Here is a 16,253-nt window from a genome sequence, read left to right on the forward strand (position 1 = left end):
TCAGGCGCGCAGGCGGCGCACGGCGCTGGCGCGCCTCGCCGGTATCACGCAGACGTCGCCTTCGCTGTTGGTGGCCGTCGTCAGCGCGATGCCGTACAGCGCCGCCAGCGCGGGAACCGCCGCCGCATCGCTGGCGATATCGGCGGTCAGCTGGCCCGAACGCACCAGCAGCAGCCGCTCAAAGCCCAGCAAGGCGTGATTGATATCGTGCAGGATGGCGATGACGGCGTGGCCGCGCGCCGCGCAAAACTGCTGCAGGCTTTCCAGCAAGTCGAACTGCAGGCCGGGATCGAGGGCCGCCAGCGGCTCGTCGACCAGTATCAGCCCGTTTTCCACGTCCCACATCTGCGCGAAGATGCGCGCCAGCTGCACCCTGGCCTGCTCGCCGCCGGACATGGTGTCCATGCTCCGGCCCAGCAGATGCGAGGCGTGCGCCAGGGCGGCAGCGTCCCGCACGATGCGCTCCAGCTGCGGGTCGGCCAGGCGCGCCACCCGTCCCAGGCCGATCACCAGGTCCGACAACAAGCCGAAGGCCACGTGCGAGCCTTGCGGCAGCACGGCGCGGCGCAAAGCCAGTTCGGCCAGCGGCCACTGCGCCAGCGCACGGCCGGCAAACGCCACCTGCCCCGCCTGCGGCCGCAATTCGCGCGCCATCAGTTTGAGCAGGGTCGACTTGCCCGCGCCGCTGGGGCCGAGGATGGCGACCCGTTCGCCGGCATGGACCTGCACATTGAAGGGGCCAAAATACTGCTGGCCCAGTTTCGTGGTGGCGAACGTCAATTCCAGTAACGGCGTCATGCGCGTCCTTTCAGGCGGTGCCGTGGCGAAAACGCCGCAACAGCAGCAGGAAGAAGGGCCCGCCCAGCAGGGCCGTGAAGATGCCGACGGGGACTTCCGCCGGGATGGCGACGGTGCGCGCCAGGGTATCGGCCAACAGCAGCAGCAAGCCGCCCGCCAGCATCGACAGCGGCAGCACGCGGCGCTGGTCGGCGCCCAGCCAGGTGCGCACCAGGTGCGGCGCGATCAGGCCGATGAAACCGATGCCGCCGCACCAGGCGACGGCAAACCCCGTCAGCACGGCCACCAGCACGATCACCTGCGTGCGCAGCCTGCCGACGTCGATGCCCACGTGCAGGGCCGCCGCTTCGCCCAGCGCCAGCGCGTTGAGTGCGCGCATGAGGAAGCGCGTGGCCCACAGCGCGCCGGCCAGCACCAGCAGCAGGGCCGCCACCTGGCGCCAGCTGCCGGCCGACAGCGAGCCGAGGGTCCAGAAGGTCAGGGTGCGCAACTGGTCGTCGCTGGCCAGGTAGATGCACAGGCCCATGACGGCCACCGTGATGGCGTTCAGCGCCACGCCCGTCAGCAGCAGGCCGACGATGGAACCGGGCGTGGCCCAGCGGGCGACGCGGTCGAGCAGCACGCATATGAGCATGGCGCCCGCGAATGCGGCGGCCGGCAGCAGCCACACGCGCAGCTCGGGCGCCACGTGCAGGCTGGCCGCGAAAACGATGGTGGCCGCGCCCGCGCAGGCGGCGCCGCTGCTGATGCCCAGCAGGCCCGGATCGGCCAGCGGATTGCGGAACAGTCCCTGCGTCAGGCCGCCGGCCAGCGCCAGCGCGGCGCCGATCAGCATGGCGAACAGGGCGCGCGGCAAACGGATATGCCACAGCACATAGGCGCCGCCGGACAGCCCCTCGTCGCCGGCCTGAAAAGGCGCCAGCCAGTCGGCCAGCACCACCGGCACGGCGCCGGCCTGCACGGCGACGATCAGGCCGATGGCCAGCGCCACGGCCAGCAGCCCGGGGGCGCCCCAGCGCTGGAAACGCCAGAACACGCGCCAGGACAGTGCCGGCGGCATCGCGCGCACGGTCATGCGGCCATGGCTTGCGCAAAGGCGGCGTCGAGTTCGGCCAGCGCCTGCGGCATGCGCGGGCCAAAGCCCAGCAGCAGCATGGCTTCCAGCGACACGATGCGGTGCCTGCGCCCGGCCGGCGTCTGCGCCAGGCCCGGCAGCTTGAGGATGCCGTCCACGCCGCCCGAGGCCTTCAGTCCCTGGTCGGTGACGAGCACGATGTCGGGCCGCGCGGCGATCACGGCTTCCGGCGTGAGCGGCTTGTAGCCGGCGAAACCACCGTGCCCGCCCATCACGTTGACGGCGCCCGCATACGCCAGCATGGCGTCGGCGCCCGTCTCGCGCCCGCCCACCATCACCTGGTTCGGCGCGTGGGCCAGGATGAACAGCACGCGCACGGGCGCATGCTGGCGCTGCTGCACCCTGGCCACGGCGCCATCCCACTGCTGCCGCAGGCTGTGCGCCAGGCGCGCGGCGGGTTCGATGCGACCGGTGATCTGGCCCACCTGCTTCACGCGCTCGAGCAAGCCTTCAAACCTGTTATTCGCGTTCAGCACCGCCACCGGCACGCCGGCGTCGCGCACCTGGCGCAGCACCGTCTGCGGCCCCGCTTCCTCGGTGGCGATCAGCTGCGTCGGCGCCAGCGACAGCACGCCTTCGCTCGACAGGGTGCGCGCATAACCGACCTGCGGCAGCTTTTGCGCCGAGGCCGGGTACAGCGAGGTCGTATCGACGCCCACCAGCTCGGCCTGCGCATCGAGCGCATAGACGATTTCCGTCAGGGCGCCGCCGACGCTGACGATGCGCCGCGGCTTCGGATTCGGCTTGCCGGCGTCGGCGACGGCGGCCAGCACCTGCATCGGCGCAGCCAGCGTCAGCGCACCCGCCCCAATTTTTTTCAGCGCGATGCGGCGCGCCACGCTGGCGGCGATCATGCGGCGCATAATTCGCCCTCCTGCAGCACGCGCTCGACGACATTGCGCCACTCGCACAATTCATGCACGCCCGGCTTGCGCTCGCCGAAGAACATGACGATGGTGTCGCCCTTGGCGTCGAACAGTTCGACGGACGTCACCAGGCCGTCGACGGTGGGCTTTTTCACCACCCAGGCACTGGCGATATGGTCTTCGCGCAGATGCAGGTTGAAGCGCGCATCGAGGACATTGATCCACGGCCCCATCACGGCGATCTTGTGCACGGGACCCGAATGGATCTGGATCATGCCGGCATTGCCGACGAAGGCCATGATGGCGACCTTTTCGCGGGCGGCGTCGTTGAGCAGGTCGAGCACGCAGGATTTGTCGAGCTGCTGCACGAAGCGCGGCTCGGCCAGGCGCAGGCCCTGCAGGCGCGAGACCGCATATTTTTTCAGCAGGGTGAAAAATTCATGCGTGTCGCGCAAATCGGCCCAGGCGGCGCGAAAGCCCGCCACGTCGATCTGCGCATCGGGCAATTCGGCCGGCGGCGGCGCCAGCGGAGCCACGGCGATGCCCGCCTCCTGCCCGGCATCGGCAAAGCGCGCCACCAGCGCATCGTAGGCGGCCAGGTCGCTGTGCGGCTTCATGAAAATCTTGTGCACGGCATTGCCGGCAGCATCAAAGAATTGCAGGCTGCGCTGCACCTCGGTCTCGCCCAGCTCGCGCACGGCAAAGCCATGCGCCCACTGGCGGTAGAACACGCGCAGGTCGATCTCGCCGCCCAGCACCAGGCCCACATGGTTGTTGTGGCTGGCATGTCGATAGACGCCCGTCTTTTCATGCACGCACGACGCGTTGCGCGTCAGGGCCATGACTTCGCCCAGCGGTTCCAGCGCGGCAATGATGGCGGGCCAGTCCGCCTGCAGGCGCTCGGCGCCCAGCAAGGCGCCATCGGCCAGCGACAGGCCGGCATGGGCGGCGATCAGTTCGCCCTCGGAAATGGCCAGTTGCTCGGCGATGTCGCGGTGGCGGGCCTTGCTTTCGCGGCGCAGGCGGGCAAATTCGCTGGTGATCAGATCGGTACTGCAAATAGGGGGCATGCTCGTCACGGTGTCTCCTTTCAAGGCGAACACTGGCTGGCATCGGCTGGCTGGTGGTGGGGAATCTTGAAATCAATTATAAATGAGAATCATTCGCAATCAAGAGTTATTTGCGTGCGTGCGCCAGGAAAGGAAAAAGAAGCGGACGAAAAAAAAGCGCCGCAACGGGAAACCCGTCGCAGCGCCAAAGGAGACTGATCGGGACTAATGATCAGTGTTTAGAAAATGTCAGCGTTGAACTCAGGCGCTGGCCTGTACTGCCGGCATGGAGGCCGGTTTCGCCGTGGGGCGCTGCGCCAGCAACACCACGGCCGCCAGGACCATGGCGCCACCGAGCAATTGCGTGCCGCTGACCGATTCCTTCAGCAGGGTCACGCCAAACGCCATCGTGATGACGGGCTCGAAGGTGGAAATGATCGAGGCCTTGGCCGCGCCGATCTGCGCCACGCCGGCGAAGAAGGCGGCGATCGCGATGGCCGTCGAGAACAGGGCGATGGCGCTGACGGCCAGCCAGCCCGTCGCCGTGGCCGGCAGGGACACGCCCTGCCACAGGGCGATGGCGCTGTTCGACAGGCCGGCCGTGCCCAGGATCACCACGCACGCCGCCAATGGGTGAATATTCTCGCGGCTTTTCGACAGGCTGTTGCCGAACAGGATATACACGGCGTAGACGCCGGCGGCCATCAGCGCCAGCGCGATGCCGATCGGCTGGCCCTGCAGCTTGCCGCCAAGGGTGATGGCCATGCCGGCGATGGCCAGCGCCATCAGCACCAGCATGCGCCGGTCCAGCTTTTCCCAGCCCAGGGCCAGCGCCAGGATGGTGACCAGCACGGGATACACATACAGCAACATGCCGCACAGGCCGCTGCTGGCGTACATGAGGGCATTGAAATAGCCCTGCGACTGGGCCGTGTACATCAAGCCCATCAGCATGTAGCCGGCCAGCAGGCGGCCACGCGGCAAACGCCAGCCGCCCAGCCACACGAGCGGCAGCAACAGCATGGCGGCGATGACGAAACGCAAAGCCAGCATGGTCGACGGGTTGACCCCGGACGCATACGCCGCCTTGGCAAACACTGCGGAACTGCCGAAACCGGCGGCCGACAGCAACACCAGCGCAACTGCGCGGCGATCAGACATGACTAAACCTCTTTCAGTAACACCTGGGCAAACCTGCTGCGCGTCGCGCTTTGCGGCCGGCGATGCTCACCAGCTCGGCACCCCCGTACCGGCGTACGGTTGCGCTTCTCAGCCACAAATCACTGCCGCTCGCGACGGTTTTCCCAGGCGTTGTAACTATAAATGCCAAGCAAGGCCGGGAGATGATTCATGCGTGAATCCTATTGCGGGTCACTTCACGCAGTGACGGCATCATATTCGCTTGCGCAAAATGAAACAAACCAATATTCTTCACGGATAGGCCGAAAAATACTGAGGCTCAATTTTCCAGAAGACTGCCATGTCACGTCCCTTGCCACCGCTCGCCGCCCTGCACGCCTTCGAGGCGGCCGCCCGCCATGAAGGATTCCAGCGCGCGGGCGAGGAATTGCACGTCTCGGCCGGCGCCATCGGCCACCACGTCAAGCAGCTGGAAGCGTGGCTGGGCATCGTGCTGTTCCAGCGCCTGCCGCGCGGCGTCGTGCTCACCAATGCAGGCCAGCGCTATGCGGCGTCGCTGGGACCGATCCTGAACCAGCTGGCGGACATCTCCGAGCAGGCGCGGCGCCAGGGCGACGACAAGGTGGTGACGGTGACGGCCACCAGCTCGCTCGTCTCGCGCTGGCTGATGCCGCGCCTGGGCCGCCTGCGCGACCGCTACCCGCAGATCGAGCTGCGCGTGCTGGCGTCCATGCACCCGGTCGACCTGGCGCGCGATGGCGTCGACGTCGCCATCCGCCTGGGACCGGGCCGCTATCCCGGGCTGAAAGTGGATTTATTGATGGAAGAGTGGTTTTCCGCCGTCTGCAGCCCCGGCTTCCGCGCCAACGCCGCCAGCCTGCGCCAGCCCGCCGACCTGCTGCGCTATCCGCTGCTGCACGACGAACCGGAAGTGCACCTGCCCGGCGAAATCGACTGGACGCGCTGGCTGCACAGCTGCGGCGTGCATTACAGCGGCAATAGCGGCAACAGCGGCGCGCGCTTCTCGCACACCTACCTGTGCCTGGATGCGGCCGCCAGCGGCCAGGGCGTGGCCATCGCCGCCAGCCCCCTGATCGGCGACGACCTGCGTTCGGGCCGCCTGGTGCGCGTGTTCGAGCACGCCGTGCGCGGCCCCCACTGCTATTACCTGCTGCGTTCGCCCCAGGCGGAAACGCGGCCGCTCGTGCACGCCTTCTGCGAATGGCTGATCGCCGAGGCGCGCGCCGACCAGGAAACCGTCTGGCCCACCGTGGAGACCGCATGACAAGCAAGGAATTGGCGCGCAGCGCGCATCACGTCGTCACGCACGACTACGAATATGCCAGGGTGACGGCGGCCGATGGCCGGCAAGCCGGCGTGGGCGAATTCTATGGCGACCCGGCCGTGGCCCTGATCGATGCGCAAGAAAAATGGTGCGCCGTGGCGGGCGAGGGATTGGTGGTGTGCGGACTGGGGCAAGCATTCGGGCAGTGCGCGGCATATTTTCGCGCCCCCGGAGCAACCGTCTGGGTCACGGACTTGCGGCAAACGGGACCGTTTGCGCTGCAGTGGCAAGGCGAGGATGGCACTTGGTCCACCCTTGTCTTCGCCCCGGCCGATGTGTCGGCTTACGCGCCGGGACGCTAAGCCGACCTACGCCAGCGGCGAAGAATGGCATCCATGGCTCGCAGGTCGGCTTAGCGCATGGCGCGCAAGCCGACAACACCATTACAGCTTGATGAAGTGCTCGCGGTAGTACTTCAGTTCTTCGATCGATTCCAGGATGTCGGCCAGGGCCGTGTGCTTCTGGTGCTTCTTGAAACCGGTGGCGATTTCCGGCTTCCAGCGCTTGCACAGCTCCTTCAGTGTCGATACATCAACATTGCGATAGTGGAAGAACGCTTCCAGCTTCGGCATGCCGCGCACCATGAAGCGGCGGTCCTGGCCGATGGTGTTGCCGCACATGGGCGACTTGCCAGCTGGCACGTATTTCTTCAGGAAGGCGATCAGTTCCGCCTCCGCCTGCGCTTCCGTCACGGTCGACGCCTTGACCTTGTCGATCAGCCCCGAGCGGCCGTGCGTGCCCTTGTTCCAGGCATCCATCTTGTTCAGGGTTTCATCCGATTGATGGATCACGAACACGGGGCCTTCGGCCAGCAGGTTCAAATGCATGTCCGTCACTACCACCGCCACCTCGATGATGCGGTCGGTATCGGGCTCCAGGCCCGTCATTTCCATGTCGACCCAGACCAGGTTCATCTCATTTGGACGTGCCGGGACGACGGGTGCGGGGGCGGATGCGGTTAAGTCGGTCGCTTGTGACATAATTCTCTCTTGGCCTAATCAAACTAAATAATCAGCCATTTTCTCACAGGCACAGAATGTATTCACTCGCGTTTTCGATTTTGTTTGTATCCGTCCTCGTTTTGACGCTCGCCGTGCGCTTCTGGCTCGCCTCGAGGCAGATCCGCCACGTGCTCGCGCACCGCGCCTTTGTGCCGCCCGAATTCGCGGAAAAGATCCCGCTGGCCGCGCACCAGAAGGCGGCCGACTACACGGTGGCGAAGACCAAGTTCGGCCTGCTGACCCTGCTGGTCAACTATGCCGTGCTGATCGGCTTTACCCTGCTCGGCGGCCTGCAGTGGCTGGCGCTGTATCTGCATGCATTGACGGGACCGGGCTCGCCCATGCTGTACCAGATCGGCCTGATCGTCGCCTTTGCCGCCATTTCCGGCCTGATCGACCTGCCCTTCGATTATTACCGCCAGTTTGTGCTGGAACAACGTTTCGGCTTCAACACCATGCCGCGCAAGCTGTTCTTTACCGATATGCTCAAGGGCGTGGGCCTGGGCGCTGCCATCGGCCTGCCCCTGATCTGGGTCGTGCTGACGCTGATGGCCAAGTCGGGCGACCTGTGGTGGCTGTACGCCTGGTTCGTCTGGAGCGGCTTCCAGCTGCTGATGATGGTGCTGTTCCCGACCGTCATCGCCCCGCTGTTCAACAAATTCACGCCGCTGGCCGACGACGCGCTGAAAAGCCGCATCGAAGGCTTGATGCAGCGCGTGGGCTTCGCCTCGAAAGGCCTGTTCGTCATGGACGGCTCGAAACGCAGCGCCCACGGCAACGCGTATTTCTCGGGTTTCGGCGCCAACAAGCGCATCGTCTTCTTCGATACGCTGCTGTCGCGCCTGGCGCCGCAGGAAATCGAAGCGGTGCTGGCGCATGAACTGGGCCACTTCAAGCTCAAGCACATCGTCAAGCGCATCGCCATGATGTTCGTCATTTCGCTGGGCTTCCTGGCCCTGCTTGGCTACCTGAAGACGCAGCCGTGGTTTTATGCGGGCCTGGGCGTCGATCCTGTCGCGCTGGCGCTCACTGGCCAGCCGACGGATGCGCTGGCCCTGCTGCTGTTCATGCTGGCCCTGCCCGTCTTCACCTTCCTGCTGGGACCGCTGACCTCGCTCAGCTCGCGCAAACACGAATTCGAGGCCGATGCCTTTGCCGCCACGCACACGCAGGCGGACGACCTGGTGTCGGCGCTCGTGAAAATGTACGAAGACAATGCGTCGACCCTGACGCCCGACCCGCTGCACTCGGCCTTCTACGACTCGCATCCGCCGGCCAGCGTGCGCATCCGCCACCTGAAAGGGGCTGCCGCATGAATACGCCATCGACTACGCAAGACCTGGCCCAGCTATCGTGCGCGCCGCGCCAGCAGGCGCTGGGCGACACCGACATCGCCACGCTGGGCGCCCTGCTGCCGCAGTGGCGCGTGCAAAACGGCAAGCTGTGCCGCGACTTCGGCTTCAAGAATTATTACCAGACCCTGGCGTTCGTGAACGCCCTGGCCTATATGACCCATACACAAGATCACCATCCGGAGCTCATCATTACTTACAAAACCTGCGCCGTGCGCTACGACACGCATTCGGTCAACCAGGGCGCCGGCGGCCTGTCGGAAAACGACTTCATCTGCGCCGCCAAGGCTGACCTCATTTACTACAGCGGCGCGACGACACCATGAGCGACGCAAAGCTGGAAACCAAGCTGACCGGCGTCATCATCGCCGCCCACGGCCGCCACTACCTGGCCGACGTGGATGGCGCCAAGCTGCAATGCGTGACGCGCGGCAAGAAAACCAATGTGGCCGTGGGCGATATCGTGCACGTGACGCGCACCTCCAACGACCAGGCCGTCATCGACCGCATCGAGGAACGCAAGACCCTGCTGTACCGCTCGGACCAGTACAAATCGAAATTGCTGGCCGCCAACCTGACGCAGCTGTTCATCGTCGTGGCGACGGAACCGGGCTTTGCCGACGACCTGATCTCGCGCTCGCTGGTGGCGGCCGACGCGGCCGGCATCGAGGCGCGCATCATCCTCAACAAGACGGACGTGACGGCCTCGCTGGACAAGACCCGCGAACGCCTGCTGCCGTATTCTTCGCTCGGCTATCCCGTGCATGAAGTCTCGGCACGCGCCGAACCCGAACACGCGGTGGCCACCCTGGCACCGCTGCTGGCGGGCCAGTCGTCCATCCTCATCGGCCAGTCGGGCATGGGCAAGTCGTCGCTGATCAACCTGCTGGTGCCGGACGCCGACATCGCCGTGCGCGAAATCTCGGCCGCGCTCGACACGGGCAAGCACACGACGACGTTTACGCGCCTGTACAAGCTTGACGAGCTGGGCGCGAACAGTTCCATCATCGATTCGCCCGGCTTCCAGGAATTCGGCCTGTACCACCTGTCCGAAGGCATGCTGGAGCGGGCCTTCCGCGAATTCCAGCCCTACCTGGGCGGCTGCAAGTTTTATAACTGCCGCCACCTGATCGAGCCGCAGTGTGCGATCCTGCAAGCCATGGCTGAAGGAAAAATCGCCAAGATGCGCCATACCCTGTATGGCCAGCTGCTGCACGAATCGGCGCAAACGCTGTACTGATCTGCCATGGCGCCCGCTATCGCAACGGGCGCCAAACCGATAAAAACACTATCATTTCCATAAAGACAGAATTAAATTCTGTTGTATAGCCAACTTTCCGGCATTCCTACCAAAACCGTCCGTCGCCCGATTTCGCGCTTCAGCGCCGGATTCCGGCGTTTCATCGCTTTGCGCTGGCACGTCGCCACAGCGCTTGCTACCTTGGCATTGTCCCCGCCAGCGAACCTGCTGGAGACAACACTGGTCTAACTCCAACTAGCATCTCGATCACAAGGTGAAATCATGAAAGCATCGTTCTCGCGCACCCTCGCCCTCGGCAGCGCCGCCCTCGTCCTCGGCCTGTCCAGCCTCAGCGCCAGCGCGCTGGAAATCGGCGAACAGGACAAAGTCCAGATCTCCGGCAAGGCCTACAAGCTGGCGCCCCAGGAATTCAGCCAGTACGGCAATCGCTACCAGCTCGACACGGGCGACACCCTGTTGCTGCGCCAGCAAGTGAACCGCTATTTCACGCAGCTCAAGGGCCAGCCGGAAGTGGAACTGTTCGGCCGCGCGCCGGGCGTCTTTGAAACGGCCAGCGGCACCCGCCTGGAATTTCGCAGCGATGCCGACGTCATCGCCATTACCGGACTGAGCCAAATTCCGGGGGCGGTCGCCAAGGCCGGCGAGACCGCCAGCACCGTGCATTTCGCCGCGCGCTAGGCAAGCGGCAAGGCCGCCATCCCTAGCCCGTCAACGGGGCGCACGCCAGCCGGCAGGGATTGGCGCGCGCCCCGCTTGCTTTACGCCGGGGAATTTCGCAGAAAAAACTGTTCCGTCCGCCAAACAACTGCATCCGAATGCAGCTTACAATGCGATCCAATAAGGTGTCACTGGCCGCTGGCCAACACCATCGCCTTGCGGGAGATTTCGGATGGAAATGTTCGCCCTCGAACATGACATTGCACAGTGGGAAGACTCACTGCAGCCATTACGCGCAGTGGAGCGCCTGCCTTTGCTGATGCTGCTGGCATGGCATCTGCGCCAGCGCAACTGTGCACAAGCACAACAGTATGCGGCCGAAGCGAGCATTTTGTTACCGCTGGCACAGCTGCCGGCGCACGCCCTGGCCATCGCGCAGGCACGCCTGCAGCTGGTGCGTGCGGAAGTTGCATGGTTACAAGGTTCGCTCGATGCGGCCGAAAGCCTGGCCATGGCGGCGCACGCCATCCTGTGCGCGCACGGCGACGGTGCCGGCTGCGCCGATGTGCACTGGCTGCTCTCGTCGATCGCCGTCGACCGCGGCGACCATGCGCGCTGCGATGCCGAGTTGCTGGCGGCGGGCGAACAGGCGCGCAGCGCCGGCGACGCCATGCGCGCCAGTCTGGCCGACGCGGCCACGGCGCGCTGGGCCGTGCTGCGCGATGCGCCTGCCGCGCTGGCCCGCTGGGGCGGCCACTTCCTGGCCGACGGCGCCAGCGGCAAGCTCGACGCGCCGCTGGCCACCTGGATACACGACTTCCGTGGCTTGCTGGCGCACACCTCGCGCGACCTGGGCACGGCCGCCGGTCACTATATGCAAAGCTACGAGGCGGCGCTGGAAAGCGGCCAGCTGCGCGGCGCCATCACGGCCGCCATCAATATCGGCGACTGCTTCGCCAGCCTGAACGACCATGAATCGGCGCTGGAATGGATGCAATGCGCGCTCGACCTGGCGCGCCCGACAGGCTGGCCGCGCAGCATCGGCGCTTGCCAGACGCATGCGGCGGAAACCATGCGCAAGCTGGGACGCCTGGCGGCCGCCGAGGACTTGCTGCGCGAAGCGCTGCTCATCCTGGCGCCCGTGTCCGGCGCACGCACCTACGCCAACGCCCTCTTCCACCTTGGCGAACTGAGCCTGGACAAGGGCGACTACGACACCGCGCTCGACGCCTTCAGCCGCCTGGCGCAGCGTGCCGAGGCGCTGGGCCAGGCCGATTTCCGCAGCATGGCCCAGCGCGGCAGCGCGCATGCACTGTCCTACCTGGACCGTCCCGACGAGGCGCACCAGGCGGCAGAGCGGGCGCGCCAGCTGGCCACGGTACAGGGCGACGCCATGCACCAGGTGGCGGCATTGCGCGTGCTGGCCATGCTGCATGCGCGCCACGACCTGCCGCCACCGCCCGGCATGCAGGAGCGCAACCCCGCCCTGCACTATCTGCACCAGGCATTGCAGGTCGCCGCCTCGATCGACGGCTATGTGCCGCCCGGCGAGCTGCTCGATGCGCTGGCGCGCGAATACGCGCATGCGGGCGACTATGCGCGCGCCTACGATATCGCGCTCGACGCGGGCGTGGCGCGCGAAAAAAGCCACACCCAGCAGGCGAGCAACCGCGCCACCGCCATGCAGGTCTACCACCAGACGGAACATGCGCGCTCGGAAGGCTATCATCACCGCGAACTGGCCGCGTCCGAGGCGCGCCGCGCCGAAGTGCTGCAGCAGACCAGCGATACCCTGGAGCGGCTGTCGGCCATCGGCCAGGAAATCACCACCCACCTCGACGCCAGCGCCGTGTTCCAGGTGCTGGACCGCCATGTGCATGCCTTGCTGCCCGTCAACACCTTTGCCGTCTACATGCTCGACGCGGCGGGCACGGCCCTGCGCCGCGCGCACGGCATGGAGGCGGGCCGCCCGCTGCCCGACAATGCCATTCCCCTGAGTAATCCACGCGCCTATTCCGTGCGCTGCCTGCTTGGACGGCGCGAGGTGTATATCGCGCAAGTTCCGCCGCGGCGCCATGCCTACACCGTGCCCGGCACCCTGCATAACCAGAGCGTGCTGTATGTGCCGCTGATGGTGGGCGAACGCGTGCTCGGCGTGATGACGGTGCAGGCTTGCCATGCGAATGCCTACGGCGAGCGCGAGCGGCTGATTTTCCGCACCCTGTGCGCGTACGGCGCCATCGCGCTCGACAATGCCAGCGCCTACCGCCAGCTGCAAGATGCTCAGGCGCAACTGGTGTCGCAGGAAAAGCTGGCCGCCCTCGGTTCGCTGATGGCGGGCGTGGCGCATGAGCTGAACACGCCGATCGGCAACAGCTTATTGATTGCCAGCACCATGCAGCAAAAGACGGACGACGTGGCGCGCCTGATGAACGGCGCCGGCCTGCGCCGCTCGGATCTGGCCGCCTACATCGACGATGCGGGCAAGGCGGCCGAACTGGTGATGCGCGGCCTGCACAGCGCGGCCGACCTGGTCAACAGTTTCAAGCAGGTGGCCGTCGACCGCACCACCGAGCAGCGGCGCCAGTTCGACTTGCAGCAGGTCAGCACGGAAATCATCGCCACCGTCATGAACCGCATCCGCAGCTCGGGCCACCGCATCGAGACGGACATCGAGTTCGGCATCGCCATGGACAGCTATCCGGGCCCGTTCGGCCAGGTGATCACCAATTTGATCAACAATGCCCTGCTGCACGCCTTCGACCAGGCGGCCAACGACGGCAGCGCCAGCACGGGCTGCATGCGCCTGTCGGCCACGACCGACGCCGCGCGCGTGCGGATCGTCTTTGCCGACAATGGCGGCGGCATCGCCGAACAGTATCTGTCGCGTATCTTCGACCCCTTCTTTACCACCAAGCTGGGCCAGGGCGGCAGCGGTCTGGGGCTGTCGATCAGCTACAACATCGTCACGGCCCTGCTGGGCGGCACCATCCAGGTAGCCAGCAGCCCTGCCGGCACGCACTTCACGCTGGACCTGCCGCTGGTGGCGCCCCAGCTGGACGGCGCGGCCCCGGCCAGCATCTATTGATGCCTGCCGTACACGGGCGCGCGCTTGCCTATACAAGTACGCGCCCGGACGGTCTTTCCAATCTAAAAGCAAAACCCTTATAATTGAACGGCTGACGTACCTGCCATTGCATTATTTTCAACTTGGCAAACCGCATCGTATCGCCCGATTGGCATCCACGGGCGACGGTCAACACAGCAGCGCGCCGGGCAAGGCAGCCATCAGCACGACATTTTTCGGCTGATGCAACCCGGCGGGAAAGGCACGCCGCCGGCGGCCTGCGCATCTTCAAGTGGTCATTATGTCTACAAAAAAACCGATCAAGCACTACCTCCAGTTCTCCGATTTCACGTTGGAAGAGTACGAATATGTGATCGAACGCGCCCATCTGATCAAGCGCAAGTTCAAGAATTACGAAATCTACCATCCACTGATCGACCGCACCCTGGTGATGGTCTTTGAAAAGAATTCCACCCGCACGCGCCTGTCGTTCGAGGCCGGCATGCACCAGCTGGGCGGCGCCGCCATCTACCTGAACACGCGCGACTCGCAGCTGGGCCGCGGCGAACCGGTGGAAGACGCGGGCCAGGTCATGTCGCGCATGTGCGACATCATCATGGTGCGCACCTTCGGCCAGGAAATCATCGAGCGTTTCGCCGCCAACTCGCGCGTGCCCGTGATCAATGGCCTGACCAATGAACACCACCCGTGCCAGGTATTTGCCGACATCTTCACGTATATCGAGCACCGCGGTTCGATCGCCGGCAAGGTCGTCGCCTGGATCGGCGACGCCAACAACATGCTGTACTCGTGGCTGCAGGCGGCCGAAGTGTTCGGTTTCCACGTCAACGTGTCGACGCCGAAGGGCTACGATATCGACCTGTCGCAGGTCAAGACGCAGCGCTACACCTTCTTCGCCAACCCGTCCGACGCCTGCGAAGGCGCGCACCTGGTCAACACGGACGTGTGGACCAGCATGGGCTACGAAGCGGAGAACGCGGCCCGCATCGCCGCCTTCGACGGCTGGATCGTCGATGGCGCGAAGATGGCCCGCGCCGCGCCCGACGCGCTGTTCATGCACTGCCTGCCCGCCCACCGCGGCGAGGAAGTGGCCGCCGAAGTGATCGACGGCCCGCAATCGGTGGTGTGGGACGAGGCGGAAAACCGCCTGCACGTGCAAAAAGCTTTAATCGAGTACCTGTTACTCGGTAAAATCAGTTAATTCGCCAGGAAATGGCCGATCATCTGGCAGCATCGCACTACATACATAGACAACGACAACTGGAAGCAATATGAGCGACATTAAAAAAGTAGTTCTCGCCTATTCGGGCGGACTCGACACCTCCGTCATCCTGAAATGGCTGCAAGATAACTACCAGTGCGAAATCGTCACCTTCACGGCCGACCTGGGCCAGGGCGAAGAACTGGAACCGGCACGCGCCAAGGCCATCAAATTCGGCATCAAGCCGGAAAACATCCATATCGAAGACGTGCGCGAGGAATTCGTGCGCGATTTCGTCTTCCCGATGTTCCGCGCCAATACCGTGTATGAAGGCGAATACCTGCTGGGCACCTCGATCGCCCGCCCGCTGATCGCCAAGCGCCTGATCGAAATCGCCAACGCCACCGGCGCCGACGCCATTTCGCACGGCGCCACCGGCAAGGGCAACGACCAGGTGCGCTTCGAACTGGGCGCCTACGCGCTGAAGCCAGGCGTGAAGATCATCGCCCCATGGCGCGAGTGGGATCTGCTGTCGCGCGAAAAACTGCTGAAGTACGCGGAAGACGCCGGCATCGAAATCGACATGAAGCACAAGAACGGCGGCGCGCCGTACTCGATGGACGCCAACTTGCTGCACATCAGCTTTGAAGGCCGCCACCTGGAAAACCCGAGCGCCGAAGCGGAAGAAACCATGTGGCGCTGGACCGTCAGCCCTGAAAAGGCGCCGGACGAAGCGGAATACCTGGACATCGAATACGAAAAAGGCGACATCGTCGCCATCAACGGCGTGCGCATGTCGCCCGCCACCGTGCTGGCCGAACTGAACAAAGTTGGCGGCAAGCATGGCGTGGGACGCCTGGACCTGGTGGAAAACCGCTATGTCGGCATGAAATCGCGCGGCTGCTATGAAACCCCGGGCGGCACCATCATGCTGAAAGCCCACCGCGCCATCGAATCGATCACCCTGGACCGCGAAGTTGCCCATCTGAAAGACGACCTGATGCCGCGCTACGCCTCGATGATCTACAACGGCTACTGGTGGGCGCCCGAGCGCGTCGCCCTGCAAACCCTGATCGACCACACGCAGGAAACCGTGAACGGCTGGGTACGCATCAAGTTGTACAAGGGCAATGTGATCGTCGTCTCGCGCGACTCGAAGACCGATTCGCTGTTCGACATGAACATCGCCACCTTCGACGAAGACGGCGGCGCCTACAACCAGGCCGACGCCGGCGGCTTCATCAAGCTGAACGCCTTGCGCATGCGCATCGCCGCCATCGCCCGCGAAAAGCGCGGCCAGAAGTAAGTAGTTGCCGGGAGGCACCGCCTCCCGCGCCCGCCAAAAGCCGCCCATGGGCGG

At 65.0% G+C, this 16,253-nt stretch carries 15 protein-coding genes; 9 read left to right on the forward strand and 6 right to left on the reverse strand.

What is annotated here, in order from left to right:
* The 5 genes from O0880_RS25410 to O0880_RS25430 all read right to left on the reverse strand — a co-directional run bounded on the left by O0880_RS25410 (position 1) and on the right by O0880_RS25430 (position 5,009).
* Complete coding sequence (locus O0880_RS25410) at positions 1–798, reverse strand: ATP-binding cassette domain-containing protein (protein WP_071324742.1); 798 nt, start codon at positions 796–798, stop codon at positions 1–3.
* Positions 799–808: 10 nt separating this feature from the next.
* Positions 809–1,873: an iron ABC transporter permease gene (locus tag O0880_RS25415; protein ID WP_289889329.1), complete on the reverse strand. Its 1,065-nt coding sequence runs from the start codon at positions 1,871–1,873 to the stop codon at positions 809–811.
* On the reverse strand, positions 1,870–2,796 hold the full coding sequence (locus tag O0880_RS25420; RefSeq protein ID WP_289889330.1) for a helical backbone metal receptor: 927 nt from the start codon (positions 2,794–2,796) through the stop codon (positions 1,870–1,872). The genes O0880_RS25415 and O0880_RS25420 overlap by 4 nt, the downstream gene beginning before the upstream one ends.
* Positions 2,784–3,869, reverse strand: a complete 1,086-nt coding sequence (locus tag O0880_RS25425) for a ChuX/HutX family heme-like substrate-binding protein (RefSeq protein ID WP_071324745.1) — start codon at positions 3,867–3,869, stop codon at positions 2,784–2,786. The genes O0880_RS25420 and O0880_RS25425 overlap by 13 nt, the downstream gene beginning before the upstream one ends.
* Before the next feature lie 240 nt (positions 3,870–4,109).
* Positions 4,110–5,009, reverse strand: coding sequence for a DMT family transporter (locus tag O0880_RS25430; RefSeq protein WP_071324746.1), 900 nt, complete (start codon positions 5,007–5,009; stop codon positions 4,110–4,112).
* Between the two features lie 319 nt (positions 5,010–5,328).
* On the opposite strand from O0880_RS25430, the gene gcvA reads away from it, so the two are divergent.
* Both gcvA and O0880_RS25440 read left to right on the forward strand, forming a co-directional pair.
* Positions 5,329–6,273, forward strand: a complete 945-nt coding sequence (gcvA, locus tag O0880_RS25435) for a transcriptional regulator GcvA (protein ID WP_071324747.1) — start codon at positions 5,329–5,331, stop codon at positions 6,271–6,273.
* Complete coding sequence (locus tag O0880_RS25440; RefSeq protein WP_289889333.1) at positions 6,270–6,635, forward strand: hypothetical protein; 366 nt, start codon at positions 6,270–6,272, stop codon at positions 6,633–6,635. Before gcvA ends, O0880_RS25440 begins: the two co-directional genes overlap by 4 nt.
* An 81-nt stretch (positions 6,636–6,716) precedes the next feature.
* On the opposite strand, the gene orn is transcribed toward O0880_RS25440, so the two are convergent.
* A complete protein-coding gene (gene orn, locus O0880_RS25445) occupies positions 6,717–7,313 on the reverse strand; it encodes an oligoribonuclease (protein WP_198043763.1) in 597 nt (198 codons plus the stop codon).
* Between the two features lie 56 nt (positions 7,314–7,369).
* On the opposite strand from orn, the gene O0880_RS25450 reads away from it, so the two are divergent.
* From O0880_RS25450 to O0880_RS25480, 7 genes are all read left to right on the forward strand, one after another.
* On the forward strand, positions 7,370–8,650 hold the full coding sequence (locus O0880_RS25450; protein ID WP_289889334.1) for a M48 family metallopeptidase: 1,281 nt from the start codon (positions 7,370–7,372) through the stop codon (positions 8,648–8,650).
* On the forward strand, positions 8,647–9,012 hold the full coding sequence (locus tag O0880_RS25455; protein WP_071324750.1) for a 4a-hydroxytetrahydrobiopterin dehydratase: 366 nt from the start codon (positions 8,647–8,649) through the stop codon (positions 9,010–9,012). The genes O0880_RS25450 and O0880_RS25455 overlap by 4 nt, the downstream gene beginning before the upstream one ends.
* Entirely contained in the window at positions 9,009–9,926 is a 918-nt protein-coding gene (rsgA, locus tag O0880_RS25460) for a ribosome small subunit-dependent GTPase A (RefSeq protein ID WP_071324751.1), read from the forward strand. The genes O0880_RS25455 and rsgA overlap by 4 nt, the downstream gene beginning before the upstream one ends.
* 282 nt (positions 9,927–10,208) lie before the next feature.
* Complete coding sequence (locus O0880_RS25465) at positions 10,209–10,625, forward strand: hypothetical protein (protein ID WP_289889335.1); 417 nt, start codon at positions 10,209–10,211, stop codon at positions 10,623–10,625.
* Positions 10,626–10,836: 211 nt separating this feature from the next.
* Positions 10,837–13,692, forward strand: coding sequence for an ATP-binding protein (locus O0880_RS25470; RefSeq protein ID WP_289889336.1), 2,856 nt, complete (start codon positions 10,837–10,839; stop codon positions 13,690–13,692).
* A 280-nt stretch (positions 13,693–13,972) separates the two neighbouring features.
* Entirely contained in the window at positions 13,973–14,893 is a 921-nt protein-coding gene (gene argF / locus O0880_RS25475) for an ornithine carbamoyltransferase (RefSeq protein WP_071324754.1), read from the forward strand.
* 70 nt (positions 14,894–14,963) lie between these two features.
* Positions 14,964–16,199, forward strand: a complete 1,236-nt coding sequence (locus O0880_RS25480) for an argininosuccinate synthase (protein ID WP_034759383.1) — start codon at positions 14,964–14,966, stop codon at positions 16,197–16,199.
* Positions 16,200–16,253 lie beyond the last annotated feature (54 nt).

This window comes from Janthinobacterium sp. SUN118, from assembly GCF_030397695.1.
Classification (GTDB): domain Bacteria; phylum Pseudomonadota; class Gammaproteobacteria; order Burkholderiales; family Burkholderiaceae_D; genus Janthinobacterium.